The organism is Amycolatopsis sp. cmx-11-12 (assembly GCF_046269425.1).
Lineage (GTDB): Bacteria > Actinomycetota > Actinomycetes > Mycobacteriales > Pseudonocardiaceae > Amycolatopsis.
In genome coordinates this window covers 264380-290937 of sequence record NZ_JADNQM010000004.1, presented here as the reverse complement: position 1 = coordinate 290937, position 26558 = coordinate 264380, and the positions used below count along the sequence as shown (strand labels likewise).

Below are 26558 nucleotides of genomic sequence, written 5' to 3'. Positions count from 1 at the left end.
GAGACGAAGGACGTTGTGGAGCGGTAGTCGAGCTTCTTAACGTCTTGGGAAAGGGAACGACCCAGTGACTGGTAGCAGTAGGCAGGATGGCTCGCGCCTCGGCGCAGAGACGAACACCTTCGCTTCCGCCGGTTCGGTTGCCGTGCTCGACCGCGACACTCAGTACGGCGAGCTGGACTACTCCGACGACCCGCGCATCACGCACCAGGACGTCCTGGCCGCGCTCGGTCCCGACGCCGAGACCCTGATGGCCGAGATCGACGTCGACGTCGACGAGCTGATCCGCCTCATCAGCGCCGAGACCACCATGCTTCCGCCGATCGTCATTCCGGACGAGCTGGCCGAGGACCGCACCGCGGGCGCGCCGATGAAGGCCGCGACCAAGGACGAGGTCATCTCGAGCGCGACCCGCGTCTGGAAGAAGCGGTTCCTCAAGGGAACCGTCATGGCGGTGCTGCTCACCCTCGGCGGTGGCGGTGCGGCCGCGATGGCGATGAACAAGAGCGTCACGCTCGACATCGACGGTCAGCAGCAGACCGTTCACAGCTTCGGCGACACGGTCGGCGAAGTCCTCGAAGACGCCGGACTTTCGGTCGGCGCGCACGACTCCCTTTCTCCCTCGCCTCAGGCCGCGGTGGGCGACGGCGGTGTCATCAAGCTGGAGCGTGGCCGCAAGCTCAACCTGGTCGTCGATGGCGTATCGCAGGAATCCTGGGTTCGCGCGACCAACCTCAGCGAGGCCCTGAACCAGCTCGGCCGTTCCGATCTCGCGAAGTCCGGTACCTGGACTTCGATGCCGCAGAACGGTGAACTCCCGCTCGAGGGCGCCACCGTCGAGGTCAAGACCCTCAAGAACGTCACGGTCTACGACGGCGCGAACGAACCCCGCAAGGTCCAGACCAACTCCGTCACCACCAAGGAATTCCTCGGTGAGCTGCGGATGACCCTCGGCCCGGACGACGAGGCCGTCGGTGGCCTCGACGTCAAGCTGGTCGACGGCGCCGAGGTCCACGTCAGCCGGACCGGCGTCACCATGGTCAAGCAGAACGAGGAAATCGCGCCGCCCGAGCAGAAGGTCGACGACCCGGAGCTCGAAAAGGGCAAGACCAAGGTCGAAGACCCTGGCACTCCGGGCCAGAAGACCGTGACCTACAAGGTCACCAAGCGCAATGGCAAAGAGGTCGGCCGCGAGAAGGTCTCGGAAGAGGTCATCACCGAGGCCAAGCCCAAGATCGTCAAGGTCGGTACGAAGAAGCCCGCCGATCCGGTCATCGGTGATGCCGGCGCCTGGGACCGCATCGCTCAGTGCGAGTCGACCGGTAACTGGGCCGCCAACACCGGCAACGGCTACTACGGTGGCTTGCAGTTCAACAAGAGCACCTGGGACGCCTACGGTGGCTCGCAGTACGCCGCTTACCCGCACCAGGCCAGCAAGGCCCAGCAGATCGCTGTCGCCGAGAAGCTTCGCGACGACCGTGGTGGCTACGGCGCCTGGCCGCACTGCGGCAAGAAGGCCTGACCGCCAGATCATTCTCCTTTCCTGAAGGCCATCGTGTGGGTTTCTGCCCGCAAGGTGGCCTTCAGGCCGTTTTGGGCAGCTGTGGTTCCGTAGCACCGGATCTCGGTCTCGACAGCCGTGACCACCAACGCTGAGGCCTTAGGTGGGTCACTGCCCGAGATCGTTCAGCGCCCTTGTTCGCTGGGACGCCGCTGTCGTCGCGGTGCTGGCTTTGGTGGCCCTCATTCCGGGCTTGGCCGACCCCAGAACGGTCTGCCGGGACCTCGTCGGGTTCCGAGGGCTGAGGCGGCTCAGCGACCCGCTGCGGCCCCTGTCGAGGCAAAGGGATATCCGGGCTGCTTTCCGCAAGGTCGACGATTTCTGCGAAAGCGTCGCCGCGTCTCTCCGCAGGAGTCCGAGGATCGGCTTCTCCGTTCGGGGCCGGATGCGCGAGCGGCACCAGAAGCGCGTTCAAGCGGGCGCCGGTCTCGGGATCGAGGTTGCCGCGCATGTCCCAGCGGCCGGTGCGTTTCTGGCGCAACCAGAATTCGCTTCGCCGAGTCTTCGGGCCGGGGTCCTCGGTGTCGTTCCCGTCGGGGTTGAGACGCGCGAGCACGTCTGTTCCGGCCATCGTGACGTCGCGCGGTCTCGCGACGCTGGCGAGATCGACCAGGTCCTTCTCTTCATCGAGTCGGACGTTCGCGGCGATGTGCTCTGGCAGCCTCCGCATGACCGTGACGATTCGGTCGATGCTGCCCTCGGCCAATACGCCGGCGGCGGCCGCGGCTCCGGTCAAAGGCGCGACGGGTGGAGTCAAGGTCCCGTCGCGCGCCCGTCTCGAGTTCAGTGCGAGTGCTCGAGCAGCCACCTTCTTCGCTTCGGCTCGGGGAACCCGGGCCACGTGCTCGTAGAAGACGGCGATCGAGTTGTACCCGAAGAGCTCTCGGACACCGCGTGACTCGATCTCGGCCAGGATCTGGCCGACTTCGGCGACAAGGCGTCGCCCTTCGTGTAGCCGTGTCTGCAACTCGTCGAGAAGCAGTTCGGCGTCACCTTCCGGCAGGTTGAGCGGGAAGGCCTTGGGAATGTTTGTGCTGGTCATCCCTCGATTGTCGAGGCAGATTCGAACTAATGCACGGTATCGATCGGGTGGATCATGATCACGCTCCGGCGGTGCGAACTTGCTCCGATCACTCTGGCGTATGACACGGGTCAGCTCGGAGAATCCGTAAGGATGGCGCGGGCGGGTCGCGGTCCATCGGAGCCCGGCTCGGTCCTCGGGGTCGGGCTGGTCGTCCACCGGCCAATCGCGGCTTATGAAGGCTGGTTACGATCGTCGAGTGACTGAATTGCTCGGGCCTGCGGAGATCAGGGCGCTGGCGGCCGAGCTGGATGTACGGCCGACCAAGAAGCTCGGCCAGAATTTCGTGCACGATCCCAACACGGTGCGCCGGATCGTCGACCTTTCGGGCGTCGGCGAAGGTGACGTCGTACTGGAAGTCGGGCCGGGGCTTGGCTCGCTGACACTCGGACTGCTCGCGACCGGTGCCGAGGTCGTCGCGGTCGAAATCGATCCTGTGCTGGCCGGGCGGCTCCCGAACACCGTGGCCGAACGCGGTGGGGGCGAAAGGCTGACGGTCGTCGGGGCGGACGCTCTGCGGATCACGGTGGACGACCTGCCTCAACGGCCGACGGCACTCGTCGCGAATCTGCCGTACAACGTCGCCGTTCCCGTCGTGCTTCATCTGCTCGCCGAGCTGCCGTCGCTGACCAGCGGTCTTGTAATGGTCCAGACTGAAGTCGCCGACCGGATGGCGGCCGGCCCGGGTAGCCGGACTTACGGAGTGCCCAGCGTCAAGCTCGCGTGGTACGGAAAGACACGCAAGGTCGCCGCGGTACCTCGCTCGGTGTTCTGGCCTGTTCCCAACGTGGATTCGGCCCTGGTCGCTTTCGAGCGAGGCGAAGTGGTGTCGTCAGTGAACAGAGAGCGGCTGTTCTCCGTGGTCGATGCGGCCTTCTCGCAGCGGCGAAAGACGCTGCGGGCGGCGTTGGCGTCATGGGCCGGTTCCGCCGAACGCGCGGGAGAGTTGCTCGAAAAGGCGGGTGTCGACCCCAAGACCCGCGGTGAGCAGTTGGATGTCCACCAGTTCGCCCGTATCGCGGCGGCAACCGACTGACCGACGTCGCGGGTGTGATCGGCACCGCGCGGTCGAGTGCCGGCCGAGGTCAGCACGACAGCGTAAACCTCTTCTCGATCTACCTGGTCAAACCTGTATTAGCAGGCAGTGGCACTGATGAGGCCTAGGATCTCAGCTGCATTCTCATAATGTGGGCAGCCGATCCTGTATCGTGGACGCGACCAGACGTGTGATCTGCGCCTACGCGCTTGCTTTCATCTAGTGGGATCGGTTTTACTCAGTGAGCCATCCCGAGCGACTGAGAGACCTGGCTCGCCGAAGTCGCAGCAACCACCCTCAACAGGGCAGGTGCTACCGCCAGGACCGATGGAGGCTGTGCCTAATGAACAGGGTCACCCACCCGCTCCTGCTGACCAGGCGACGTGTAGTCGACGAAGGTCGCCGCACGGTAAGTGCGTGTCGACGCTCCACCGTTACTGCCTGAGTCTTTCCCTTACCTCTGAAGCCCGTCCGTTCTGGACGGTCACTCGGTGACGGTTGGCGCGCTCGAAAGAAGCAGCGCCCCATTTGCATGGAGCCTTTCGTGATCACTGTCGAAAACCTGTCCAAGTCCTTTCCCCTCAACGGAAATCCCGTCGTCGCCCTGCGCGATGTCAGCGTGGACATCCAAGCCGGCTCGCTGTTCGGAGTCGTCGGTCCGGCCGGCTCCGGCAAGTCGACCCTCGCTCGTTGCATCGGACTTCAGGAGCGCCCGGACCGGGGCGTCGTCCGCCTCGACGGCCTCAACACCGGGACCCTTGACGGCCGCCGCCTGCGGGAAGTCCGCCGGCAGGTCGGTGTCGTGAGTACCAAGCCGGAGTTGCTCGCCGAACGCACCATCGCCGGCAACATCGCGTCGCCGCTCGAACAGCTCGGCCTCGACGGACCGCAGCGCCGTAACCGGGTCGGCAACCTGCTCGACCTGGTCGGACTCACTCCGCGAGCGGGGCAGCGGCCGGGTGACCTGACCGAGGGGCAGCTGCGCCGAGTGGCCATCGCCAAGGCTCTGGCGGCCGGGCCGTCCGTGCTCTTGGCCGACGATCCGACCGCGGGTGTCCAGCCCGAGGAATCCGGTGCGGTCCTGACCGTGCTCGACCGTGCGCGCGCCGAGCTCGGAGTCACTGTGCTGCTCACCACTCCTGACGCCGGTGTGGTTCGCCGTGTCTGCGATGACGTCGCGGTTCTCGAGGCCGGGGTGATCATCGAACGTGGCACCGTGCTCGACTTGGTCTCTGACCCGACCAGCCGGACCGCGCAGGCGCTGCTGCCCTCGATCGAGACCGGCCGGGCGCAGGCGTCGAAGTACGACCGCGCGGTGGACGTCGTGCTTGTCGGTTTCGCATCGGTCGGTGCGCTGCTGCCCGAGGCCGCAGGTCGCTTCGACGTCGAACTCGCCACCATCGGAGGCGGTCTGACCCGGATCGGCGACACGCCGGTCGGCAGGTTCCGACTCGGTGTGCGCGGTGAGCGTGCGGATGCCGCGCTCGCCTGGATCGCCGAACGCGGCGGCCACGTGACCCACCCGGTCCGCGGCCCGCAGGGCGTCGCTGCCTGATCCTCCACGACCGGGCCGCCCGGGACGAAATCCGTCCAGGGCGGCCCTTTCGTGTCGGACTCGTCCTGTTCTCTTTTCTCCTGGTGGCAGCACAAGTGGAGCGGCCACGTAGGCTTGACTCGTGCTCGCCGTCGTACCGCCCCCAGTAACCGTCAGGGTTCCCGCCAAGGTCAACCTGCACCTGTCGGTCGGTGACGTACGCCCGGACGGATACCACGAGCTGGTGACCGTGTTCCAGGCGCTTTCTCTCACTGACGAGGTGACCGTCGCGGTCACCGAGGACCCGGGCGTCGAGGTCTACGGCGAAGGGGAAGGTTCCGTACCGACCGGGGCCAACAACCTCGCGTGGAAGGCGGCGCAGGCGCTGGCGGCTCACGTCGGCAAGGCGGACGGCGAGTCCAAGGTCCGGGTGGTGCTACGCAAAGGCATTCCCGTAGCCGGCGGGATGGCCGGTGGCAGCGCTGACGCGGCCGCGACCCTGGTGGGGCTCGCGTCGCTTTGGAAGCTCGACATCTCCCGAGACGAACTGGCGGGTATCGCCGCCAAGCTCGGCAGCGATGTTCCTTTCGCGCTCTACGGCGGGACCGCGTTGGGTACCGGCCGAGGCGAGCAACTGGTGCCGGTGTTGTCGAGGCACACGTTCCATTGGGTTCTGGCGTTCGATCAGCGTGGTCTTTCGACCCCGCGGGTGTTCGGCGAACTGGACAAATTGCGGGGCGAGGGCAGCCCGCCGCGGATCGGTCCGCACACTCCGGTGGTCGAAGCGCTGGCGTCCGGTGATCCGCGGCAGCTGGCGCTGCTTCTCGGCAACGACCTGCAGGCGGCCGCCGTCTCGCTGCGTCCTGGGCTGCGTCGCACGTTGCGGGCGGGAGTCAACGCGGGTGCGCTCGCCGGCACTGTGTCCGGGTCTGGGCCGACCTGCGCTTTTCTGTGCGCGGATGCCCAGTCGGCCGTCGAGGTCGCCGCGGAGCTGTCCGGTGCGGGGGTCTGTCGCACGGTGCGTGTCGCACACGGGCCGGTTCCCGGTGCCCGGCTGGTCGGCGGGGATGACGCGCCGCGGCCGGCGCCGCCTCGAGTGCACGCCTGAGGATGTCCGAAATGGACATCGACTAATTTCATTGTGGTGCAAGCTTTTTGGAAAGGATCGGCTGAGGCATGGCCAACTTGGTCAACCTGGAGTCGGTGAGCAAGTCCTTCGGGGTGCGCCCGCTGCTCGACGGTGTTTCGCTCGGTGTCGCGGAGGGGCAGCGCATCGGCGTCGTCGGTCTCAACGGGGGCGGGAAGACGACGCTGCTGGAGGTCCTCGCGGGGATCAGTGAGCCGGATACGGGACGGGTGAGTCAAGTCCGCGGCTTGCGGATGGCCGTGGTCACCCAGCGGACCGAGCTCCCGATCGGCAGCACGGTCGGCGACGTCGTGCTGGAGCGCTACGGCGCCGAGCACGAGTGGGCCGCTGACGCGCGGGTCAGGTCTATTATGGATGGTCTGGGGATCACCGCTCTCGGCGTCGAAACGTCGACGACGAACCTATCCGGTGGCGAACGCCGCCGTGTCGCACTGGCGGCGGCCCTCACCGGTGAACTCGACCTCGTGGTCCTCGACGAACCGACCAACCATCTCGACGTCGAAGGTGTGCGCTGGCTCGCGGATCACCTGCTCAACCGCAGGATCGCGGTCGTGGTCGTCACTCACGACCGGTGGTTCCTCGACACGGTCGCGAGCGTGACCTGGGAGGTCGCCAACGGTCGCGTCGAGCAGTACGAAGGCGGGTACGCGGACTGGATCTTCGCGCGGGCGGAGCGGGCGAGGCTCGCGGCGACGGCCGAGGAGAAGCGGCAGAACCTGGCACGCAAGGAACTCGCGTGGCTGCGTCGCGGTCCGCAGGCCAGGACTTCGAAGCCGCGTTATCGCGTCGAGGCGGCAGAGGCGCTGATCTCCGATGTGCCGGAGCCGCGTGATTCGGTCGAGCTGCAAGCGTTCGCCCGTCGGCGGCTGGGCAAGACCGTGCTGGAGGTCGAGGACGCCACGTTGACCGTCGGCGACCGCACCCTGCTTGATCACGTCACCTGGCGGATCGGGCCCGGCGAGCGCATCGGCCTGGTCGGGGTCAACGGGTCCGGCAAGACGACGCTGCTCAAGTTGCTCGGCGGCGACAAGGAGCCCGAGACAGGGCGCCGTATCCAGGGAAAGACGGTCAGCCTCGCCCACCTGCGGCAGGAACTCGACGACCTGCCGGGTGATCTCCGCGTCCTGCAGGCGATCGAAGAGATCTCCGGCAGGGTCGTATTCGGCAAGCAGGAACTCTCCGCGTCGCAGCTGGCCGAAAAGCTGGGGTTCCCCGCGTCGCGGCAGTGGACCCCGGTCGAAGACCTTTCCGGTGGTGAACGGCGCCGCCTCCAGCTGTGCCGGCTTCTCATGGCAGAGCCCAACGTGCTGCTGCTCGACGAACCGACGAACGATCTCGATATCGACACTTTGCAGCAGCTGGAAGATCTGCTCGATTCGTGGCCGGGCAGCCTCGTCGTCGTTTCACACGACCGGTACCTGGTGGAACGCGTTTGCGACACGATCGTCGCCTTGTTCGGGGACGGACACGTGACCCACCTCCCTGGCGGTATCGAGGAGTACCTCGACCGGCGGGTCAAGAGCCTGGAAAAGGCCGGTGCCGACCGGAAGTCGGGCAGCGGGCAGCCCTCCGAGCCCAAGAAGAGCGCCGCGGAACAGCGGGCGGCACAGAAGGAACTGTCCCGTCTGGAGCGCAAGCTCGACCAGCTACACACCAAGGAAGAGAAGCTGCACGCGGCGCTGCTCGCGGCGGCGACCGACCCCACGAAGCTCATCGAGCTCAACACTGAACTGAAGGCCGTCGAAACGGAGAAGGAGGAGGTCGAGGCCCAGTGGCTCGAGACCTCCGAAGCGATCGAGTGAGTTCACTCGACAGCGAGCGGGTGTTCCAGGGCGGACAGTACTGTGACGCGCATGAGTCGGTTCGTGGACACGCTCGTCGCCACTGCGGCGGGGCGAGGTCAGCAGCGAGGAATGGTCACGGGGGAGCCCAAGGAGCCGGTTCGGCGTACCTGGGCCGAGATTCACGAGCAGGCAAAGCGAGTCGCCGGAGGCCTGGTCACTGCCGGGCTTGAGCCCGGCAAGGCGGTGGCGGTCCTGGCGGCGGCGCCGTCGCTGATCGCGCCGACGGTGCAGGCGGTGTGGCTCGCCGGTGGCAGCGTGACGATGCTGCACCAGCCCACTCAGCGCACCGACCTCGCCGAGTGGGCCGAGGACACCGTTCGCGTGCTGCGGATGATCGGGTCCGATCTGGTTCTGCTCGGTGAGCCGTTCGACCAGCTGGGGCCGGTGCTCACCGAGCATGGCATCGCCTTCCAGGTGATCACCGAACTGCTCGAGGCCGAACCGCTGGCGGAGCCCGTGCCGACGGCCGAATCCGACACGGCGCTTCTGCAGCTGACCAGTGGGTCGACGGCCGATCCGAAGGCCGTTCAGATCACCTATGGAAACCTGTATTCGAACGTCAAGGCGATGGTCGATCGCGCCGAGTTCGACTTCGACGTCGACGTGATGGTTTCGTGGCTGCCCACCTTCCACGACATGGGGATGGTCGGTTTCCTGACGGTCCCGATGACGTTCGGCGTCGAACTCGTCAAGATCACGCCGCTCGAGTTCCTGTCGGGCCCGTTGATCTGGCCGCGGCTGATCAGCAAGTACAACGGCACGACCACGGCCGCGCCGAACTTCGCCTACGCGATCGTGGGCAGGCGGATGGCCCGTGAAGAGGACGACAACGCGTACGACCTCTCGAAGCTTCGGATCGCGCTGAACGGCGCTGAGCCGATCGACGAAACGGCAGTGCAGACGTTCGTCGAGGCCGGGGCGCGGTTCAAGATGCCCGCCGAATGCGTCTTTCCCGCGTACGGCATGGCGGAGGCGACTCTGGCGGTGTCGTTCGCGCCGCTGTTCACCGGACTGACGCTGGATGTCGTCGAAGCCGACGCGCTCGAGGCGGACAACCGCGCGGTGCCGGTGCCTCAGGGCGACCCGCGACGCGGCACCGATGACGTCCGTTCCTTCGCGGTGCTCGGGCCGCCGCTCGACGGGCTCGAGGCCGAGATCGTCGACGACAAGGGCACTGTGCTCGGAGAGCGCCAGGTCGGAGAGATCCGTCTGCGCGGTGAGGCCGTGACGCCGGGGTACCTGACCATGGCCGGTCCGGTCGCGACCCAGGACGAAAACGGCTGGCTGCTCACCGGTGACCTCGGCTACCTGATCGACGGCATGATCGTGATCTGCGGTCGTCGTAAAGACGTCATCATCATGGGTGGCCGGAACCTGTACCCGACCGATATCGAACGGGCGGCGACGTCGGTCGAAGGGGTTCGGGCGGGGAACGCCGTGGCCGTGCGGATCGACGCGGGCAGCCGCCGGGAGCGGTTCGCCGTCGTCGTCGAATCGAAACTCGCCGGGGATCCCGACACCGAGAAGGCTTTGGCGAAGGAAGTCGCGGCCAAGGTGCGCGGCGCGGTCGACATGCGTCCCTTCGCGGTTGTGGTGCTTCCGGCGGGAAGCCTGCCCAAGACGCCTTCGGGCAAGGTGAAGCGGGCCGCGACCGCCACCCAGTTCGCGGACAAGATCGCCAAGAACGCGGCGACCACCTGACACGAGAGGGACGGGCTCGCGAACATCGCTGGCCCGTCCCTCTCGAGGGTCAGCGGCGTCGCCAGGGCGGCTTGTGGGTGTGAGTGTGTTCCAGAGCCGGCGCGATGTAGTAGGCGGCGGACTGGGAACGTCCGGCCAGCGTGCCTTCGACGTCACGGAGGAACGCGTCGACGGCAGTTGGGTCGTAGCCTCGTTTCGAGAGTGGCGCTTTGGCGAACGCCACGTTGTGGACGTCCGAAACCGACAGGTCGTCGTCGCCGTCGAGCGTGGCGGCGACCCGTTCGAGGAAGGCGTCGACCGCGGGTTCGTAATAGCCCCTAGCGCCGATCGGTGCCCGGTCGAACTGCCGGGTTCTCGCCTCGAACGCGGTGACGGGCACTAGCGCTCCCGCAGGAACTCGACAGGACCGCGGTCGGGAACGGCGCGTTCGGCGGTCGCTTGCTCCTCCTCACGCGCGCCGGGCACGCCGAGTACCTGCTGGCCGGTCCGGTGGGCGAGTTGCCCTTCGATCTTGTCGAGGAAATCGTCGACTTCACGTTCGTCGTAGCCGCGCTTCCCGATCAACGGACGCGAGAACATGACGTGGTGGACCTCGGCCGCCGTCAGGTCGTCCCGGTCCGAGATCGTGTCCGCGATCCGCTCCAGGAACGCGTCGACCTCGTGTTTGGCGTATCCGCGTCGCCCGATCGGGGCGTTCGGGAAAGTGGCGCCGGTGATGTCTTCGGCCGTAAACGACATGAAACTCTCTCCGGTTTCGGTGGGGAATGCGATCTCCGCATTCCGTCCTAGCGGGTTTGAGAGTTCCCCGGAAGAGCTCGCGCTATTCCACGACTCGATCAGGGGCGTGGTGAAACGCCTTCGAGTGACGGGTTGTAACGCACTGCCATGTGAGCGGGTTCACCCAGCGTGGAAGGTGTTCTGGGCCGCGACGAGGCCGGTGCTGATCAGCGCTTCGACGGCGTCGGCGCAACGATCGACCTCGAAAGCGAGTTCTTTGCGTTCGACCGTCGAGAAATCCTTCAGTACGAAATCCGCCGGATCCTGCCGGCCCGGAGGGCGGCCGACGCCGAAACGGACGCGGTAGTAGTCCTTCGTGCCCAGGGATTTGGTGATCGAGCGGAGGCCGTTGTGACCGTTGTCACCGCCGCCCAGCTTCATCTTGAGTGCGCCGAAGTCGACGTCCAGCTCGTCGTGGACGACCACGACACCGGCCGGGGGGATCTTGTAGAACCGGGCCACGCCGACCACAGGGCCGCCCGAGAGGTTCATGTACGAGCGCGGCTTCGCCAGGACCACGCGCTGCCCGGCGAGCCTGCCTTCGAGGACCTCGGCGCCGCTCTTGTGGGCTTTGAACTTGCCGCCGACACGGCCGGCGAGTTCATCGAGCACCATGAAGCCGACGTTGTGCCTGTTGCCCGCGTATTGGGGGCCGGGATTGCCAAGGCCGGCGAGCAGGATCTGCTCGCCGGCCCCGGGGAGTGCTGCTTCGGTCACGCGAGTGACTTTATTCGGCGGACTCGGCGGTGGTCTCGTCCGCCTCGGCAGCCGCGTCTTCGCCCTCGAGCGCGGACTCGGACGGCGACTCGTTCACAGCGACGACCAGGGCATCGGGGTCGGTGACCAGGGAGGCGCCCTTCGGCAGGACGACGTCCGAAGCGTTGATCTGGGTGCCGGCGACGACGCCCTCGACCGAGACCTCGACCTGCTCGGGGATGTGCAGCGCCTCGACCTCGATCTGGATGGCGTCGAGGTCGGTGGTGACCAGGGTGCCCGGGCCGGGGGTGCCGGTGACGACGACGGGGATGTCGACGGTGACCTTCTCGCCGCGGATGACGACCAGCAGGTCGACGTGCTCGATGTAGTTCTTCAGCGGGTGGACGACGATGGTTTTCGTCAGCGCCAGCTCGCTCTTGCCCTCGAGCTCGAGGGTGATGACGGCGTTGCTGCCGTTCTCACGCACGACGCGGGCGAACTCGAGGGCGGGCAGGGCGTAGTGGCGCGGGTCCGAGCCGTGCCCGTACAGCACCGCGGGGATCTTGCCGGCGCGACGCGTGCGGCGCGCGGCACCCTTGCCGAATTCGGTGCGGGGCTCGACGGAAAGACGTACCTCGGACACGGTGTAGCACTCCTTCAATTCACCAACATGTTCAGCGAAATCATGCTGAGGTGGGGGTGGTTCGGGGCGGTTCTGGTGTTCGGCGGCGAGTTCCACGGGCGTGCTCGATCGCGGGTGGCCACTCAAGCCGCCGCGTCGATCACGTCGGGCACCAGGTGCTCACGGAACCCGCCTCGCCGAGACCGGGAAAGTGTAGACCAACCGGTCGTGCCGGGGTCCCGCCGGGTGGCTCGTTCAGGTGACAAGTCGGTGACAGCTGCTTCGGGAACCCGCGGATGCGGTGGTGCGCGACCCCTTTTCTAAGGTGTGATCTCTGCGCACGCGAGACACAGGGGGCGGAATGCCGGCACGACGGTTGAGGATCGGCGCGGTCGCCGTCTTGTGCTGCCTCGTGGCCGGTTGCGACGTCGCGATCGACGGGGCGGCGGGGATCTCGCCCGCCGAGCAGCAGCGGGTGGATCGGCGCACCGAGCAGCGTGGCGCTGTCGAGAGCGCCTTGAAGGCGCTTGAGCAGGCACCCGCCGTTGTCTACAAGTCGACAATTAAGGATGCCTCGGGCAAACCTTCCGAATTGCTGTTCCGCATCACCCGCAACGGCAGCGCGCACGGCGCGCTGCCGGTCGACGGTCAGACCATCCAGGTCCTCTCGGCCGACAAGCAGCTGTACCTTTCGGCGACCCCGGAGTACTGGAAGGCGCACGGGCTCGGCAACAGCGACCAGTACGGCACCAACTGGGTCCGCACCGACAGCACGGACCTGCCGGTGAACGCCGTCGAGGTGCTCAACCCGCGCAAGGCCGCGTCGACACTCCGGACCGCGGTCTCCGCGATGAACCCGCTGACCGATCCGGTTCGGTCGAAGTTGCCTGACGGAACCGAGGTCTACGACGTCGGGAGCGGGCTCGGGACGCTGCGGGTGACCACCGCGGCGCCGCACCGTGTGGTCAGTTTCGCGCCTTCCCTCGTCGACGCCGCCGGCGGCAAGGCGCTCGGCGCCGAGATGCGGGTCGAGCCGCTCGCCGGGGACGCGCTCAAAAAGCTCCAGACCGATCTGGACGGCGCGATCGGCGGGGTCGGGCAGCCGTTCGACGCGCTCACCCAGGTCAGCGTCAGCGTGGTCAACGACAAACTGGACTGCACGGACTTCGTCGGAACCTGCCGGGCGACCATCGACGTCGCCAACACCGTCATCGGCGGCGTGAGCGGGACACCCGTGCGCCTGACACTGACCGTCGAGTTCAGCGCCCAGTCTCTCGGGGCGCAGACCTGTACGGCGGACGCCAACGCGGCACGGGACACCACGACGAGCATGACCTGTGAGGTCAAGTTCAGGCTGCCGAATCGGAACGCCAGCTACCAGGTCCAGGCGAAGCCTGCGGCTCGCGGTGAGGTCCGGGCTCCGGTCGACGTCAACGGCGTCCGCGAAAAGCTCAAGTCCGAGTTCGCCACGCTGGGTGGCTGACCTGCACACTCACCCACGGGTGCGTTACATACGTTGAAGTAGTCGATCTCGCGTTCTTAGCATCGGCCTTGTCGCCGATGAAAAGGGAGAACGTGATGGCGAAGTTGGTTGTGTTCGGAGGAACGGGTTACGCGGGCGGGAAGATCGCCGCGGAAGCGCGCGGCCGCGGTCACGAGGTCCTGGCGGTGTCGAGGAACGCCGAAGGTGAGGGGACCAGGGCGGGGTCGCTTTACGACGAGGCTTTCCTCGCCGATGTCGCCAAGGGGGCCGACGTCCTGGTGATCGCGGTCCACGGGCAGAGCGGCCTGCTCGGTGCGGTGCCCTCGATCGCTCAGGTCGCGAAGGACAACGGGGCCCGGATCGGTGTGGTCGGCGGGGCCGGCAGCCTGCGCGTGGCTGAGGACGGGCCGCGGCTGATCGACACCCCCGAGTTCCCGGACGAGTACAAGGGCGAAGCGGGGGCGCACGCCGAGGTGCTGGAAGCGTTCCGGAAGCTCCCCGAGGACATCGACTGGTTCTACCTCAGCCCGGCCGCCGAGTTCGGCGCGTGGGCCGATGGTGAGCGGACCGGCGACTTCCGGCTCGGCGGTGACGTGCTCCTGACCGACGAGAACGGCGGATCGAAGATCGGCGGCGCAGACTACGCGATCGCGTTCGTCGACGAGATCGACAAGCCGGAGCGTCGCCGCCAGCGCTTCTGCGTCGCTTACTGACCGGACAGTTCCTTCACGACCGGCGCGAACGTTTCCAGCATCGGCTCGAACACCGTGATGTAGGAGAAGCCGTACCGTTCGCGGCGCTCCTGGAGTTGCCGGACGATCTCGTCGACCGTCCCGAACAGCAATTGGGGTGTTTCGAGCAGGGTGTCCACGTCGAGACCGTCCTCGTCGTCGTCACGCCAGGCCTCGGCGGCCGCGCGCCGGTCGGCCGTGACGACGACTCGCTGGACGAGCATGTTCAGTTCGGGATCCCGGCCGTTCGTGTGTGAGCGGAAGAAGGCGACACGTTCGTCCATGCGCTCGGCGTCGTCGAGACGGAAGGTGCCCGGCGGCTTGCCAGTTGCTTGACGAAGACCCGCGAAGCCGGCGATGTCGGCGTGGCGGGCGGCGAGGGAGAGCACGCCGTCGCTGTTGCCCGCGAGGAGCAGCGGCGGAGGCGTGATCCCCTCGCTCTCGAAGTGTTCGCGCAGGTGGTCGAGGCTCTTGGCGAGATACTCGATGCGTTCCTTGGCAGGAGTCCACGGTAGGCCGGCACCGTCGAATTCCGACTTCATGTGGCCGGAGCCGAGGCCGAGGTCCAGCCGGTCGCCGGTCATCTTCACCGTCGTGGCGACTTCGCGTGCGAAGAGCGCGAAGTTGTAGAAGGGCACGTTGGAGACGAGAGTGCCTACGCGTGGCCGCTGGGTCACTGCGGCAGCCATGGTCAAGGCCGGAAAAGGCGCGTCCCGTCCCGGTCCGAGATGATCGGGCACGGAGATGACGTCGTATCCGAGGGCCTCGACGCGAAGGCACTTCGCGCCCCAGGCTTCGCGGTTCTCGGCGCCCCACAGGTTCACGCCGAACTTGAATTTCCCCATGAACGGCAACCTAGCCACACTGGGAGTTCCGGCGCGCGTCGTTTCGCGAGGAGCCGAAAACGAAGCAAGGGACCTTTGCTCTCACTCTCCGGAAGAGAGCGGGAGCAAAGGTCCCTTGCTTCGATGAGATCAGGCGTTGCCGTCGAAGAGGGACGTGACCGACCCGTCCTCGAAGACCTGCTGGATCGCCTGCGCCAGCAGCGGCGCGATGGACAGCACGGTCAGGCCCGGGAACCGCTTCTCCTCCGGGATCGGCAGCGTGTTGGTGACGATCACCTCACGCGCCTTGCAGTTCGAAAGCCGCTCGGTGGCGGGGTCGGACAGGATGCCGTGGGTCGAGGCGATGACGACGTCGGCGGCGCCTTCGTCGAGCAGGGCCTCGGTGGCCTTCACGATCGTGCCGCCGGTGTCGATCATGTCGTCGATCAGCACGCACAGCTGACCGCGGACCTTGCCGACGACGCGGTTGGCGACGGCCTGGTTCGGCTTGTCCGGGTCGCGGGTCTTGTGGATGAAGGCGATCGGCCGGTCACCCAGCTGCGCCGCCCACTTCTCGGCGAGCCGCACGCGGCCCGAGTCCGGCGAGACGACGGTGATGTTCTCGCCGTGGTAGGTCTTGTTGATGTGCGCGGCCAGCACGTTCTGCGCGAGCAGGTGGTCGACGGGGCCGTCGAAGAAGCCCTGGATCTGCGCGGTGTGCAGGTCGACCGTCATGATCCGGTCGGCGCCCGCGGTCTTGAACAGGTCCGCGATCAGGCGCGCGGAGATCGGCTCGCGGCCCTTGTGCTTCTTGTCCTGACGCGCGTACGGGTAGAACGGCATGATCACGGTGATCCGCTTGGCGCTCGCCCGCTTGAGGGCGTCCACCATGATCAGCTGCTCCATCACCCACTCGTTGATAGGCGCCGGGTGGCTCTGGATCACGAACGCGTCGGTCCCGCGCACCGATTCGTTGAACCGGACGAAGATCTCCCCGTTGGCGAAGTTGTGCGCGGTCTGCGGGACGACCGTCACGTTGAGGTGCTTGGCGACCTCTTCGGCGAGCTCCGGGTGTGCGCGCCCGGAGAAGAGCATCAGGTTCTTCTTCGGTGTGCCGGACTTCGAACTCATGCTGGCGACTCCCCGTCGTTTCCCTTATTTGAATCGGACACGGCGGTGGTGTCCTGCTTCGCGGCGGAAGCTGCTTCCGCCGCGGGTGTGCGCGGCCTGCGCCGGGTCACCCAGTCTTCGATGTTGCGCTGCGGCCCGGTGGAGACGGCGAGCGCGCCCGGGGGCACGTCTTGCCTGATCACGGTGCCTGCCCCACTGTAGGCGCCATCGCCGATGGTCACCGGGGCGACGAACGTGTTGTCCGCGCCGAGCCGCACATGGGAGCCGATCGTGGTGTGGTGCTTGTTCACGCCGTCGTAATTGACGAAAACGCTGGAACAACCGATGTTGCTGTTCTCACCGATGGTCGCGTCGCCGACGTAGGTCAGGTGCGGAACCTTCGTCCCGGCGCCGATGTCCGCCTTCTTCGTTTCGACGAACGCGCCGAGCTTGGCCTTGGTCCCCAGTTTGGTACCGGGACGCAGGTAGGTGAACGGGCCGACCTTCACGCCGTCGCCCAGTTCCGAATCGGAACCGTGCGTCCGCACCACTGACGCGCCAGCGCCGACGGAGACGTTGTCCAGAGTGCTGTCCGGGCCGACCTGCGCGCCTTCGCCGACCGACGTCGAGCCCTTCAGCTGCACTCCGGGTTCGATGACGACGTCACGCGACAAGGTCACGCCCGCGTCGATCCAGGTACTCGACGGGTCGACGACGGTGACGCCCGCCCGCTGCCAGCCGCGGACGATGCGCCGGTTCAGTTCGGCGCCGAGGACGGAGAGCTGCACGCGGTCGTTGACGCCTTCGGTCACCCACGGGTCGTCGATGACCAGCGCGCCGACTCCCTTGCCGTCGCCGCGGGCGATGCCGAGGACGTCGGTGAGGTAGAGCTCGCCCTGCGCGTTGTCAGTGGAAAGTTTCGAGAGACCGTCGACCAGCACCGAAGCGTCGAAGGCGTAGACGCCGGAGTTGATTTCGGCGATTTCGTGCTGTTCGGGGGTGGCGTCCTTCTGCTCGACGATGGAGGTGACGACACCGTTCTCGTCGCGGATGATCCGGCCGTAACCGGTCGGGTTCTCGACGACCGCGGTCAGCACGGTGACCGCGTTACCGGTCGACGTGTGCTCCGCGACCAGGGAAGCGAGTGTTTCGGTGTCGAGCAGCGGGACGTCGCCGTAGCTGACGACGACGGTGCCGGTCAGTCCGCCCGGCAGCGCCGAGAGCGCGCAAGACACGGCGTGCCCGGTGCCCTTCTGCTCCTCCTGGACGGCCGTGACGACCTCGCGCCCGAGCGCCTCGCCGACCTTCGCCAGCTGCGCGCCGACCGAGTCGCGACCGTGGCCGATGACCACGACCAGGTGTTCCGGACTCAGTCCCGCCGCCGCCCGGACCGCGTGCTCGACCAGCGGACGGCCGGCGATCGGGTGCAGCACCTTCGGGGTGGACGAGCGCATGCGGGTGCCCTCACCCGCGGCGAGGATCAACGTGCTCAGCGGGCCGGTCACGGCACTCCCAACATTTCACCAACGGTGGTTGTCGGGCATTGATCCTACGTGGGCTGCTCGGCGTCCCACGCGGGGTCGGTCGGAGCATCCTCGCCTGGCCATCCGGTCGCCGGATCGATGGCCATCGAGTTCACCGACGACACCTGGTTCCCGCCGCCACGTTTCGCCTGGTACATGGCCGCGTCGGCACGCGCCAGGACCTGTTCGGCCCGCTCCTGCGGCCGAAGTGAAACGAGCCCGACGGAGAGGGTGACGCCATGCGAAAGGTGGTGCGGCAAAGATGCGACGGCATTCACAGAACGACCCAGCGCCTGCTTCGCCGCCGACGCCGGAGCCCCAGGTAGAAGCACGATGAACTCGTCACCGCCGTATCGGGCGACGACGTCGTCGCCGCGCAGGGCGTCGCGCAGCGTGCTCGCGATGACACGGAGCACGTTGTCGCCTTCGGCGTGCGACTGCTTGTCGTTGACGTCCTTGAAACCGTCGAGGTCGACCAGCGCGACCGCGAGCGGCTGGGCGTCCGCGGACGACGCCAGCGAACGCAGCTTTTCGTCGAGCGCGCGGCGGTTCGGGAGCCCGGTGAGCGGGTCCTGAAGGGCTTGCTGGGTGATCGCGCCGTGCTCGGCGGACAGCCGTTCGTGTTCCCGCCGCGCGTTGAGCGTGGCGATCTGCGATTCCCGCAGCGACCACATCTCCGATTCGAGGATGGTCGCGTAGTCGATCAGGGACTGGCTCGCCCCCGACGCGTAGTCCGGGGTGGTGTCGAGCCTGGCCAGCTCGCGGGCGAGGTTCAGCCGCATCGACGGCAGCGAGCCGTCCTCGTTGTCCTCGCGAACCTCTTTGAGCACCTGCAGCGCGTCCTCGCGGCGGCCGCTGTTGTCCAGGCAGCGGGCCAGCGCGATGGCGATGATCTCGCGTTCGTGCGGGAACACCAGTTCCGGATTCAGCAGCGCGTTCAGCCGGTCGATATGAGACGAATCGGGCGAAGCCAGCGCGGCCGCAGCGGCGAGCACGCCGACCTGGTCGATCGCGGGCACATTGGCCTTGCGGGGGAACAGTGACTCGGTGAACGGACCCTCGGCGGCCTGCGCCATCGACGCCGCGGTGCGGAACTTGTCCGCTCCCTCGTCGTACCGTTCGATGCGTTCGAGCCGCAGGCCCCAGCCCAGCAGCATCTTGACCCGGTTGATCAGCTGGAGCGCGATCTCGTGCGGGCTCGCGCTGTCGCGGATCGCCTGCGCGGCGCGGGCGATGGCCTCTTCGGCCGCCTCGTAGACGCCCAGCTGATTCAGCACCAGCCAGCAGTCGACCAGGGTCGTGGACAGCATCCGGTCCCAGTTGCGCCTCCCGACCTGGCGGTCCGGGACCGCGGAGTCGTCGAGGATGGCCAGCGCCCTGGCGATCTCGGTGAGGGCGGCGTCCTCTTGCTTGGCGATCACCAGGCGGCGGCCGCGCATGGCGTGCGCGTCGGCCCGCATCAGCGCGAGACCGTGCCGCCTGGTGTGCGCGAGCATCTCGTCGAGCCTGGGTTCGGCTTCGGCGGCGAGACCGCGGGTGACCAGCCTGGCCATCGCCGAATAGCGCAGCAGCTGGGCGACCAGCAAAGGTTCGCCGCGGCGCTGTGTCTCGTCGAGGAGTTCGTCAAGGCTGGTGACGATGTCCAGCTGCTCGGCGAAGCTGACGCGCTGGATGGCCGCGCCGAGTTCGCGCGCGCGACCGTGAAGCCAGGCGTCGGACATCTCCGCAAGCGCCGGCCGCCTGCTACTGGTCGTCGCGTCCTCGGTCAGCCGCACACACCCCCACCGTTGGAAACGCCGCTGGTCATCTGTTCGTCTGCTCCGCCGCCAGGATTCGAACCTGAACTGTCAGAACCAAAATCTGAAGTGCTGCCGATTACACTACGGCGGATCGATCCTGGTCAGGATAGCCATGCCGGAGACCTCCCCGTGCGCCCGGGGGTTGCCTCACAGTCGCGGGCACTCCACAGGGGACGAAACCTCCTGTACCGTAACTTACGGCATCGTAGGTAAGGTCACCCTTAGGGACAAACCTCAAGGGTTGCGCATAGAAAAGAAGTGACTGCATGACGGCTACCCTCGACCGTTCCCAGAAGCCCGCGAAGGGCCCCAAGCCGGTAATCGAAGGACATCGATCGAGCGGCGTGCAGCTCTCGGTCTACCTCGGGGTCATCTTTCCGCTCGCCGCGCTGCTCGTGGCCGTCCCGTTCGCCTGGGGCTGGGGACTGACCTGGGTCGACGTCGGACTCTTCGTGGTCTTCTACGCGATCAGCGGACTCGGTATCACCGTCTCGTATCACCGCTACTTCACGCACGGTTCGTTCAAGGCCAAGCCGTGGCTGCGCGTCGCGATGGCGATCGCCGGCAGCATGGCCGTCCAAGGCCCCGTGATCACCTGGGTCGCCGACCACCGGCGCCACCACGCCTTCTCCGACCGTGACGGCGACCCGCATTCGCCGTGGCTGTTCGGGACGACACCGGTCGCCATCGCCAAGGGTTTCTGGCACGCCCACATGGGCTGGCTGTTCGACCGCGACCAGAGCAACGCCGAACGGTTCGCGCCGGATCTGGTGAAGGACCCGGCCATCAAGAAGGTCGACGAACTGTTCTGGCTGTGGAGCCTGCTCACCCTGACCCTGCCCGCGCTGCTCGGCGGGCTGATCACCTGGTCGTTCTGGGGCGCGCTGACCGCGTTCTTCTGGGCCGGGCTGGTGCGCGTCTGCGTGCTGCACCACGTGACCTGGTCGGTCAACTCGGTCTGCCACATGATCGGCGAGCGTCCGTTCGCCGCCCGTGACAAGTCGGCCAACTTCTGGCCGTTGGCGATCTTCTCCTTCGGCGAGTCGTGGCACAACCTGCACCACGCCGACCCGACCTCGGCCCGGCACGGCGTGCAGCGCGGTCAGATCGACATTTCCGCGCGGCTCATCTGGATCTTCGAGAAGTTCGGCTGGGCCTATGACGTGCGCTGGCCGACCCCGCAGCGCCTCGCGCGCATCACCGCCGAAAGCAAATAGCGAGGTCACGTTAGTCTTCTGCGATGGCGGGGAGACGGCGAACCAAACGTGAAGCGGTCACCGGGGCGCGTCCAGTCGCTCCGGTGGCCCGGGTGCGGATGACGGGGACCGAGCGCAGGCAGCAACTGCTCATCGTCGCCAGAGCCCTTTTCGCGGAAAAGGGTTTCGAGGGCACCTCCATCGAGGAGATCGCGCACCGCGCGAACGTCTCCAAACCGGTGGTGTACGAGCACTTCGGCGGCAAGGAAGGCATCTACGCCGTCGTCGTCGACCGTGAAACGCAGCTACTGCTCGACAGGATGGTCTCCACTCTCCACGGTGGACACCCGAGGGCGATGCTGGAGCAGGCGGCGATCGCTTTGCTCTCCTACGTCGAAGACTCGCACGACGGTTTCCGCATCCTCGTGCGGGATTCGCCGGTCGCGAGTTCGACGGGCACGTTCTCCACCGTCCTGAACGACATCGCCAGCCAGGTCGAGCACATCCTCGCGCAGCAGTTCGCCGCGCGGGGCTACGACGAGAAGCTGGCCGCGCTGTACGCGCAGGCGCTCGTCGGGATGGTCGCGCTGACCGGGCAGTGGTGGCTCGACGCCAGGAAACCGAAGCGGGACGAGGTCGCCGCGCATCTGGTCAACCTCGCCTGGAACGGTCTGTCCAATTTGGAGCACAAGCCGAAGCTGCGACTGTACTGAGATCTCGGCCGCGCGGAGGTAACGTTTTCCGGCCGGTGAGGCTGGTGCCGAGAAAGAAGACGTGGCTGAAGCCCGTCGTTGTCCTGGGCATCTTCGGCGCCATGATCCTGGAGATGAACACCGAGGTCGGCGCCTGTCTCAAGGGTGAGATCGATAAACCGAGCAATGTCGAAAATTCCGAATGCGGAACGCCGGACGCGAACTTCAAGGTCGTCGGCAAATGGGAAAGTACGTCGGAAGTCGCTTTTCGCTTTTCAGGCGGTGTGGAATGCGACGAGTATCCCGCCGTCGACGCCTATCTTTTCCAAGGGAAGTCGGAGGCCGCCGATCGTGAAGGTCGATTGCGCCGCGGCCGGCTACAAGGTCCTCGCGGTCGAGAAGAAACCTTCGGTCTCTTTCAGTGACGACACCTGCGCCCAGGCGCCGTCCACTGACGCGAAGCTCTCCTGGCACCGGCCCAGTGGCTTGCTGCCGCAGGAGTGGGTGCTGTGCCTGGACAAGCTCAAGTAGCCGTCAGCGCAGGAGGCCGGTCTCCCGCAGGTGGTCGAAGATGATCTTGTCCACCGCGGAGACCCTGTCCCTGTCCGCGTAGCCGAGCCAGGCGACCTCGTCGATCTCGCTGCTGGCCGCGAGCGTTCCGGCGAATTCGGCGGTGTAGCAGGTCATCCGGACCACGATCCCCGACGCGTGCCCGTCCGCCTGTGCCTCGAAGACTCCGGCGGGCGTGATGCTCGCCGGGGCGATCTCGACGGTCAGTTCTTCGCGGATCTCCCGGATCAGGGTCTCGGCATCGGTTTCGCCGGCGTCACGTTTGCCGCCCGGCAGGTAGAACGCGGACTTGCCGCGCGAACGGGTGCTCAGGATCCGGCCGTTCCGCAGCAGGAGCCACGCGATCTTGTCGATCACGGCTCAGCCCAGCGCCGCTGCGGTCTCGGCGGTCGTCAGGACTTCGCCGAGCCTCGGGAACACCTTGGTGATCGCCGATTCGTGGGAGATCGCGGCGATCCCGGTCATCGCGTCCGAAACGGCGATGGTCTCGTAGCCGTGGTCGATCGCGGCACGCAGCGTCGATTCGACGCCGTATTCCGTGGCGATCCCGCCGAGCACCAGCGTCTTCACGCCGAATCCGCGCAGGAGTTCGTCGAGTCCGGTGCGGTAGAACGCACCGATCGTGTGCTTGGTGATCAGGTGTTCGCCGTCGCGTGGCGTCAACTCGGCGACCAGTTCGCTGCCAGGTGGCTGTTCGTCGACGTCCGGCCGGTGCGCCCGCACGTGGACGATCGGTGAGCCGGCGGCGCTGAAGGCGTCCCGCAGCAGGACGGCGTTCGAGACGACTTCAGTGCCTTCGATGGGGACTGTCTCCAACGCGACGATCCGCGTCTGGAGGTCGATCAGGACGAGCGCCGTCGTCGCCGGGTCGATCTTCGTCATGCCGGGAGCCTAGTGTGCCTATGCTGGAGGTATGGGGCAGCACAGGGAAGTAGTGATCACCGGCGGTGGAACGGGAATCGGTTACGCGGTCGCGGCGGCGTTCGCCGCTCAGGGCGACCGGGTGACGATCACCGGCCGTCGCGAACAGGTTCTCACCGAGGCCGCGACGTTGCTCGGCGCGAATCCGGTCCCGTTCGACGCGGCCGACCCTGACGCCGTGGAGCGGGCGCTGGGCGACCTGCCGGAGCGAGTCGACGTCCTGGTCAACAACGCGGGTGGGAACACGGATTTCCGGAATGGATCCGGCGACGACCTGAAGGCGTTCGCCGCGAGCTGGCAGGCGAATCTGGACGCGAACGTGTTCAGTGCCGTGCTGGTCACCCGCGCCTTGCGGGAGAGGCTCGCCGACGGCGCGCGGATCGTCACCATCGGTTCCATCGCCGCGCACACCGGAGCCGGTTCCTACGGCGCCGCCAAGGCCGCGCTGGAGGCGTGGAACGTCGATGTGGCAAGGGAATTCGGGCCGCGCGGGATCACCGCGAACATCGTCGCGCCCGGACTGGTCGGGGACACGGAGTTCTTCAACGGCAAGCTCAGCGACGAGCGCCGGGCGTGGCTCATCGGCAACACGCTGACCAAACGCGCCGGTGAGCCCGCGGACGTCGCCGAAGTGGTGGCCTTCCTGGCGAGCCCGGCCGCGCGGCACGTCACCGGCCAGGTCGTCCACGTCAACGGCGGCGCACACTTCGGCCGTTAGGCGCCTGGCGTGACGCGCAGCAGTTTGTCGTCCTCGCCTTCCGAGGTCGTCACGTAGAGGGCGCCGTCCGGCGCGCTGCGGACGGCCCGCAGCCTGCCGAACTTGTCGTCGAACTCCGGCGGCAGCGTCACCTCGGTGACCTTGCCCGCGTCGTCGAGGCGGAACAGCAGCAGCTTCTGCCCCTTCAACGCGGTCACGGCGAGCGAGCCTTCGAGCGCGCCCCACTGCGATCCGGTGAGGAACTCGGCGCCGCAGATCGCCTCGGTGATCTCGCCGGTCGTCCACAAAGGACTAACGGCGTCCGGGAACCGCTGCGTGTCGGTCATCGGAACGCTTTCGTCGTAGCTGGTTTCGGTGCCACCTTTGGACGGGTCCCAGCCGTAGTTTCCGCCTGCGCGTTCCATGTTGACTTCGTCGTCGATGGTCGGCCCGTGCTCCGCGGTGAACACCTGCCCCGACCCCGGCCGGACCGTGACCCCCTGGACGTTGCGGTGCCCGTAGGTGAACACACGCTGTTCGTTCGGGTTCGTCGACGTGATGAAGGGGTTGTCCGGCAACGGGTTCCCGGTCTTCGCGTCGATGCGCAGCACCTTGCCGCCGAGGCTCGTGCGGTCCTGCGGGAAGGCGGGGCGCGCGGTGTCGCCGGTGCCGACGAGCAACGCGCCGTCCGCGCCGAACGCCGGGCGGCAGCCCGAGTGCCGTCCGCTCGAGTTCACCGGCAGCCCGGTCAGCAGGTCCTTGACCTTGGTGGCGCTCGCGCTGTCCTCGGACAGCTTCCAGGTGACCAGCCGGATGTCGACGGCGTTGTCCCCTTCCTTGTGGGTCTGGCAGGTGATGAACTCGCGCGACGTCGCGAAGTCCTTGCTGATCACCATTCCCATCAGGCCGCCCTCGCCGCGTACGTGGACGTCGGAGAAATCGGCGGCGACGTCGCGCTTCGTGCCGTTGTCGATCAGGGCCAGCTTCCCGGGGCGCTGGGTGACGAGGATCTTCCCGTCCGGCAGGAAGCCGACGTCCCAGCCGTGTTCGAGCCCGGCGGTCACCTGCTCGACCTTCAGTTTCGTCACGGCGGGTTTCGAGGTGACCGGCGGCGCGCTCTGCACCGTTTCGCTCGACGCCCCGGAACAGGCCGTGACCAGTAAAGACAGGGAGACGATCGCGACGACGGCGGTAGTGCGCATGGCATCAGCATGCCATCGTGCTCAATCGCCCGCGAGGAACGAACCGGTCATCCGATGAGGATCTTCGCCGTTTCGGCGTCGGCCGGAAGGAACGTCTCCAGCTTCAGTTCCGACACCGTGACGTCGGCGGCCGTCGCGAACGTCGTGATGGCCGTGATCAGCCGCAGTTCGCCCGCCGAAGTGGACAACCGCATCGGGACGGCGAACCCGAGATGATCGGGTCCCGGCGGCTCGGGCGCCGGAACGTAACTTTCGAGTTCGGCGAGCAACGTGGTCAGTCGCTCGTCGGGCGCGTGCGCGATCTCCTGGGTCAGCCGTTCGAGGATGTGCCGCGCCCAATCGGCGAGGTTCCGGACACGCGGTGCCATCCCTTTCGGATGCAGAGCGAGCCGCAAGGTGTTGACCGGTTCTTCCAGGAGTTCCGGCGCCACGTCCTCGAAGAGCAGGTCGAGTGCGTCGTTTTGGGCGACCAGCACGCCGTGGCGGTCGACCACGATGGCCGGGTACGGCCGGTGCCCGTCGAGCAGGCGCCGCATGCCTTCGAGGACGGGCAGGAGCCTGGGATCGTCTAGCGACGTTTCGGGGAAACCGGGGGCGAAACCGGCCGCGAGCAGCAAACCGTTGCGTTCGCGGAGGGGGAGTTCGAGCGATTCGGCGACGCGCAGCACCAGGCCGCGGCCGGGGATCGAACGGCCGCCTTCCAGGAAACTCACGTGCCGTTGGGTGGTCCCGGCTCGTAGCGCCAGTTCCAGCTGGGACAACCGCCGCCGCTCACGCCAGCCCTTGAGCGCGGGGCCGAATCCGGAAACCATGGTCGCCATCCTGGCCGAGACGCGCTCGGCGGCGCCATTCCCTCGAAGGAATTGAGACGATTCCCCGGCGCGGAGATGCTCCTGGCATGACATTCGGTCTGGTCGTCCCCACTTATCGGTCCATCCTCGACGCCGGGCGCACCGCGCCGGAAATGGTCGCCATCGCTGTCGAGGCCGAACGCCTCGGCCTCGATTCGGTCTGGGTCGGCGACACCTTGGCGAAAGCCCCAATCGATCCGTTGACGTTGCTCGGCGCGTTCGCCGCCAGAACCGAACGGGTCACCCTCGGCACCGCCGCGCTGCTCCCGGCACTGCGGGATCCGCTGCTGTCCGCGAACGCGATCCTTTCCCTCGACCTGATCAGCCAGGGCCGGATCACCCTCGGCGTCGGCGCCGGGTTCGCCGGGCGCAGCGAACCGGAGTTCGCCTTCACCCGCGTCCCGTGGGAGCGCCGCCGCGCGCGGCTCGACGACATCGTCGCGCTGTGGCGGCACGTGTGGAGCGGCGAGAGCGGTCCGTTCCACGGCGAGGTCCTGTATTACGACACGCTTCCGGAGTACCCGGAGCCGCATCGTCTTGGTGGTCCGCCGGTGTGGCTGGCCGCGTTCACGCCGGGTGCGCTGGAACGCGCGGGGCGGCTTTACGACGGCTGGCTGCCGTACCCACCCGACGTCACCGATTACGTCGATGGCCTCGCGAAGATCCGCGAAGCAGCCGTACGTCCGGTGACGCCCGCGTTGTTCGCGACAGTGCTCATCGAGGACGACCCGGTCCGGGCCCGCGAGCGGCTGGAGGACTACGCATGGCGGAACTACGGCGCTCCGCTGGACTTCGTCGAGAAGATCCAAGTGCAGATCGCGGGTAGTCGCGAGGAGGTCGCCGAGAGGCTTCGCGAATACGCGGACGCGGGTGCCGAACACGTGCTGATCCGCATCGCCACGCAGGAACCGGCCGAGTTCGACGAGCAGCTTCCGAAGGTGGTCGAGGCCCTGCCCAGGTAAT

26 protein-coding genes, 1 tRNA gene and 1 riboswitch are annotated in these 26558 nt (G+C 67.1%); of the genes, 13 read left to right on the top strand and 14 right to left on the bottom strand.

Annotated elements, in window-relative coordinates; translation table 11 throughout:
• Positions 1-142: 142 nt before the first annotated feature.
• Positions 143-1519: a transglycosylase family protein gene (locus ACLARN_RS07920; RefSeq protein WP_409490734.1), complete on the top strand. Its 1377-nt coding sequence runs from the start codon at positions 143-145 to the stop codon at positions 1517-1519.
• Between the two features lie 61 nt (positions 1520-1580).
• Here the strand turns inward: ACLARN_RS07920 and ACLARN_RS07915 are convergent, their stop codons facing one another.
• Positions 1581-2600 carry a DUF222 domain-containing protein gene (locus tag ACLARN_RS07915; RefSeq protein ID WP_409490628.1) on the bottom strand — a complete coding sequence of 340 codons (1020 nt, stop codon included), beginning with the start codon at positions 2598-2600 and terminating at the stop codon, positions 1581-1583.
• Positions 2601-2838: 238 nt separating this feature from the next.
• Between ACLARN_RS07915 and rsmA the strand changes: the two genes are divergently transcribed.
• The 5 genes from rsmA to ACLARN_RS07890 all read left to right on the top strand — a co-directional run bounded on the left by rsmA (position 2839) and on the right by ACLARN_RS07890 (position 9901).
• Positions 2839-3675 carry a 16S rRNA (adenine(1518)-N(6)/adenine(1519)-N(6))-dimethyltransferase RsmA gene (gene rsmA / locus ACLARN_RS07910; protein WP_409490627.1) on the top strand — a complete coding sequence of 279 codons (837 nt, stop codon included), beginning with the start codon at positions 2839-2841 and terminating at the stop codon, positions 3673-3675.
• Between the two features lie 243 nt (positions 3676-3918).
• Positions 3919-4009: riboswitch (SAM riboswitch) on the top strand.
• Between the two features lie 210 nt (positions 4010-4219).
• The gene (locus ACLARN_RS07905) at positions 4220-5230 is read left to right on the top strand and encodes a methionine ABC transporter ATP-binding protein (protein ID WP_409490626.1); all 1011 of its coding nucleotides are present in this window, start codon (positions 4220-4222) and stop codon (positions 5228-5230) included.
• Between the two features lie 121 nt (positions 5231-5351).
• Complete coding sequence (locus ACLARN_RS07900) at positions 5352-6317, top strand: 4-(cytidine 5'-diphospho)-2-C-methyl-D-erythritol kinase (protein ID WP_409490625.1); 966 nt, start codon at positions 5352-5354, stop codon at positions 6315-6317.
• Between the two features lie 68 nt (positions 6318-6385).
• The gene (locus ACLARN_RS07895) at positions 6386-8158 is read left to right on the top strand and encodes an ATP-binding cassette domain-containing protein (protein ID WP_409490624.1); all 1773 of its coding nucleotides are present in this window, start codon (positions 6386-6388) and stop codon (positions 8156-8158) included.
• Positions 8159-8209: 51 nt separating this feature from the next.
• On the top strand, positions 8210-9901 hold the full coding sequence (locus ACLARN_RS07890) for a fatty acyl-AMP ligase (protein WP_409490623.1): 1692 nt from the start codon (positions 8210-8212) through the stop codon (positions 9899-9901).
• Positions 9902-9950: 49 nt separating this feature from the next.
• Here the strand turns inward: ACLARN_RS07890 and ACLARN_RS07885 are convergent, their stop codons facing one another.
• From ACLARN_RS07885 to ACLARN_RS07870, 4 genes are all read right to left on the bottom strand, one after another.
• The gene (locus ACLARN_RS07885) at positions 9951-10280 is read right to left on the bottom strand and encodes a DivIVA domain-containing protein (protein WP_409490622.1); all 330 of its coding nucleotides are present in this window, start codon (positions 10278-10280) and stop codon (positions 9951-9953) included.
• Positions 10280-10639 (bottom strand): DivIVA domain-containing protein, encoded by a 360-nt coding sequence (locus ACLARN_RS07880; RefSeq protein WP_409490621.1) that lies wholly within the window; start codon positions 10637-10639, stop codon positions 10280-10282. Before ACLARN_RS07880 ends, ACLARN_RS07885 begins: the two co-directional genes overlap by 1 nt.
• A 159-nt stretch (positions 10640-10798) precedes the next feature.
• Positions 10799-11395, bottom strand: a complete 597-nt coding sequence (pth, locus tag ACLARN_RS07875) for an aminoacyl-tRNA hydrolase (protein ID WP_409490620.1) — start codon at positions 11393-11395, stop codon at positions 10799-10801.
• A 10-nt stretch (positions 11396-11405) separates the two neighbouring features.
• Positions 11406-12017: a 50S ribosomal protein L25/general stress protein Ctc gene (locus tag ACLARN_RS07870; protein ID WP_409490619.1), complete on the bottom strand. Its 612-nt coding sequence runs from the start codon at positions 12015-12017 to the stop codon at positions 11406-11408.
• A gap of 340 nt (positions 12018-12357) precedes the next feature.
• Between ACLARN_RS07870 and ACLARN_RS07865 the strand changes: the two genes are divergently transcribed.
• Complete coding sequence (locus tag ACLARN_RS07865; RefSeq protein WP_409490618.1) at positions 12358-13479, top strand: hypothetical protein; 1122 nt, start codon at positions 12358-12360, stop codon at positions 13477-13479.
• 95 nt (positions 13480-13574) lie between these two features.
• Entirely contained in the window at positions 13575-14192 is a 618-nt protein-coding gene (locus ACLARN_RS07860) for an NAD(P)-dependent oxidoreductase (protein ID WP_409490617.1), read from the top strand.
• Here ACLARN_RS07860 and ACLARN_RS07855 read toward each other — a convergent pair.
• The 5 genes from ACLARN_RS07855 to ACLARN_RS07835 all read right to left on the bottom strand — a co-directional run bounded on the left by ACLARN_RS07855 (position 14186) and on the right by ACLARN_RS07835 (position 19557).
• A complete protein-coding gene (locus ACLARN_RS07855; protein ID WP_409490616.1) occupies positions 14186-15055 on the bottom strand; it encodes a TIGR03621 family F420-dependent LLM class oxidoreductase in 870 nt (289 codons plus the stop codon). The two genes, ACLARN_RS07860 and ACLARN_RS07855, sit on opposite strands and share 7 nt — an antisense overlap.
• 129 nt (positions 15056-15184) lie before the next feature.
• Positions 15185-16165 carry a ribose-phosphate diphosphokinase gene (locus ACLARN_RS07850; RefSeq protein WP_076159325.1) on the bottom strand — a complete coding sequence of 327 codons (981 nt, stop codon included), beginning with the start codon at positions 16163-16165 and terminating at the stop codon, positions 15185-15187.
• Positions 16162-17649 carry a bifunctional UDP-N-acetylglucosamine diphosphorylase/glucosamine-1-phosphate N-acetyltransferase GlmU gene (gene glmU / locus ACLARN_RS07845; protein ID WP_409490615.1) on the bottom strand — a complete coding sequence of 496 codons (1488 nt, stop codon included), beginning with the start codon at positions 17647-17649 and terminating at the stop codon, positions 16162-16164. Before glmU ends, ACLARN_RS07850 begins: the two co-directional genes overlap by 4 nt.
• A gap of 44 nt (positions 17650-17693) precedes the next feature.
• Positions 17694-19442 (bottom strand): diguanylate cyclase domain-containing protein, encoded by a 1749-nt coding sequence (locus ACLARN_RS07840; RefSeq protein ID WP_409490614.1) that lies wholly within the window; start codon positions 19440-19442, stop codon positions 17694-17696.
• 43 nt (positions 19443-19485) lie between these two features.
• Positions 19486-19557 (bottom strand) — tRNA-Gln (locus ACLARN_RS07835).
• Positions 19558-19732: 175 nt separating this feature from the next.
• Between ACLARN_RS07835 and ACLARN_RS07830 the strand changes: the two genes are divergently transcribed.
• The 3 genes from ACLARN_RS07830 to ACLARN_RS07820 all read left to right on the top strand — a co-directional run bounded on the left by ACLARN_RS07830 (position 19733) and on the right by ACLARN_RS07820 (position 21779).
• Positions 19733-20683 (top strand): acyl-CoA desaturase, encoded by a 951-nt coding sequence (locus ACLARN_RS07830; protein ID WP_409490613.1) that lies wholly within the window; start codon positions 19733-19735, stop codon positions 20681-20683.
• A 98-nt stretch (positions 20684-20781) separates the two neighbouring features.
• Entirely contained in the window at positions 20782-21375 is a 594-nt protein-coding gene (locus ACLARN_RS07825; RefSeq protein WP_409490733.1) for a TetR family transcriptional regulator, read from the top strand.
• 44 nt (positions 21376-21419) lie between these two features.
• Positions 21420-21779 carry a hypothetical protein gene (locus ACLARN_RS07820; protein ID WP_409490612.1) on the top strand — a complete coding sequence of 120 codons (360 nt, stop codon included), beginning with the start codon at positions 21420-21422 and terminating at the stop codon, positions 21777-21779.
• A gap of 109 nt (positions 21780-21888) precedes the next feature.
• Here the strand turns inward: ACLARN_RS07820 and ACLARN_RS07815 are convergent, their stop codons facing one another.
• On the bottom strand, positions 21889-22281 hold the full coding sequence (locus ACLARN_RS07815; protein ID WP_409490611.1) for an NUDIX hydrolase: 393 nt from the start codon (positions 22279-22281) through the stop codon (positions 21889-21891).
• Positions 22282-22284: 3 nt separating this feature from the next.
• On the bottom strand, positions 22285-22806 hold the full coding sequence (locus ACLARN_RS07810; RefSeq protein WP_409490610.1) for an isochorismatase family protein: 522 nt from the start codon (positions 22804-22806) through the stop codon (positions 22285-22287).
• A 31-nt stretch (positions 22807-22837) separates the two neighbouring features.
• Here ACLARN_RS07810 and ACLARN_RS07805 point away from each other — a divergent pair, with 31 nt between their 5' ends.
• A complete protein-coding gene (locus ACLARN_RS07805) occupies positions 22838-23563 on the top strand; it encodes an SDR family NAD(P)-dependent oxidoreductase (protein WP_409490609.1) in 726 nt (241 codons plus the stop codon).
• Here the strand turns inward: ACLARN_RS07805 and ACLARN_RS07800 are convergent.
• Together ACLARN_RS07800 and ACLARN_RS07795 are read right to left on the bottom strand one after the other, a co-directional pair.
• Positions 23560-24744: a PQQ-dependent sugar dehydrogenase gene (locus tag ACLARN_RS07800; protein WP_409490608.1), complete on the bottom strand. Its 1185-nt coding sequence runs from the start codon at positions 24742-24744 to the stop codon at positions 23560-23562. The two genes, ACLARN_RS07805 and ACLARN_RS07800, sit on opposite strands and share 4 nt — an antisense overlap.
• 47 nt (positions 24745-24791) lie before the next feature.
• Entirely contained in the window at positions 24792-25556 is a 765-nt protein-coding gene (locus tag ACLARN_RS07795; RefSeq protein WP_409490607.1) for a helix-turn-helix domain-containing protein, read from the bottom strand.
• A gap of 86 nt (positions 25557-25642) precedes the next feature.
• Here ACLARN_RS07795 and ACLARN_RS07790 point away from each other — a divergent pair, with 86 nt between their 5' ends.
• Complete coding sequence (locus ACLARN_RS07790; protein ID WP_409490606.1) at positions 25643-26557, top strand: LLM class flavin-dependent oxidoreductase; 915 nt, start codon at positions 25643-25645, stop codon at positions 26555-26557.
• Position 26558 lies beyond the last annotated feature (1 nt).

Excerpts from the sequence above, each read along its gene's own strand:
- ACLARN_RS07915 (WP_409490628.1), bottom strand. The coding sequence starts at position 2,600 with ATGACCAGCACAAACATTCCCAAGGCCTTCCCGCTCAACCTGCCGGAA.
- ACLARN_RS07895 (WP_409490624.1), top strand. The coding sequence starts at position 6,386 with ATGGCCAACTTGGTCAACCTGGAGTCGGTGAGCAAGTCCTTCGGGGTG.
- ACLARN_RS07890 (WP_409490623.1), top strand. The coding sequence starts at position 8,210 with ATGAGTCGGTTCGTGGACACGCTCGTCGCCACTGCGGCGGGGCGAGGT.
- ACLARN_RS07880 (WP_409490621.1), bottom strand. The coding sequence starts at position 10,639 with ATGTCGTTTACGGCCGAAGACATCACCGGCGCCACTTTCCCGAACGCC.
- ACLARN_RS07865 (WP_409490618.1), top strand. The coding sequence starts at position 12,358 with ATGCCGGCACGACGGTTGAGGATCGGCGCGGTCGCCGTCTTGTGCTGC.
- ACLARN_RS07860 (WP_409490617.1), top strand. The coding sequence starts at position 13,575 with ATGGCGAAGTTGGTTGTGTTCGGAGGAACGGGTTACGCGGGCGGGAAG.
- ACLARN_RS07855 (WP_409490616.1), bottom strand. The coding sequence starts at position 15,055 with ATGGGGAAATTCAAGTTCGGCGTGAACCTGTGGGGCGCCGAGAACCGC.
- ACLARN_RS07850 (WP_076159325.1), bottom strand. The coding sequence starts at position 16,165 with ATGAGTTCGAAGTCCGGCACACCGAAGAAGAACCTGATGCTCTTCTCC.
- ACLARN_RS07830 (WP_409490613.1), top strand. The coding sequence starts at position 19,733 with ATGACGGCTACCCTCGACCGTTCCCAGAAGCCCGCGAAGGGCCCCAAG.
- ACLARN_RS07825 (WP_409490733.1), top strand. The coding sequence starts at position 20,782 with ATGACGGGGACCGAGCGCAGGCAGCAACTGCTCATCGTCGCCAGAGCC.
- ACLARN_RS07810 (WP_409490610.1), bottom strand. The coding sequence starts at position 22,806 with ATGACGAAGATCGACCCGGCGACGACGGCGCTCGTCCTGATCGACCTC.
- ACLARN_RS07805 (WP_409490609.1), top strand. The coding sequence starts at position 22,838 with ATGGGGCAGCACAGGGAAGTAGTGATCACCGGCGGTGGAACGGGAATC.
- ACLARN_RS07800 (WP_409490608.1), bottom strand. The coding sequence starts at position 24,744 with ATGCGCACTACCGCCGTCGTCGCGATCGTCTCCCTGTCTTTACTGGTC.
- ACLARN_RS07795 (WP_409490607.1), bottom strand. The coding sequence starts at position 25,556 with ATGGTTTCCGGATTCGGCCCCGCGCTCAAGGGCTGGCGTGAGCGGCGG.
- ACLARN_RS07790 (WP_409490606.1), top strand. The coding sequence starts at position 25,643 with ATGACATTCGGTCTGGTCGTCCCCACTTATCGGTCCATCCTCGACGCC.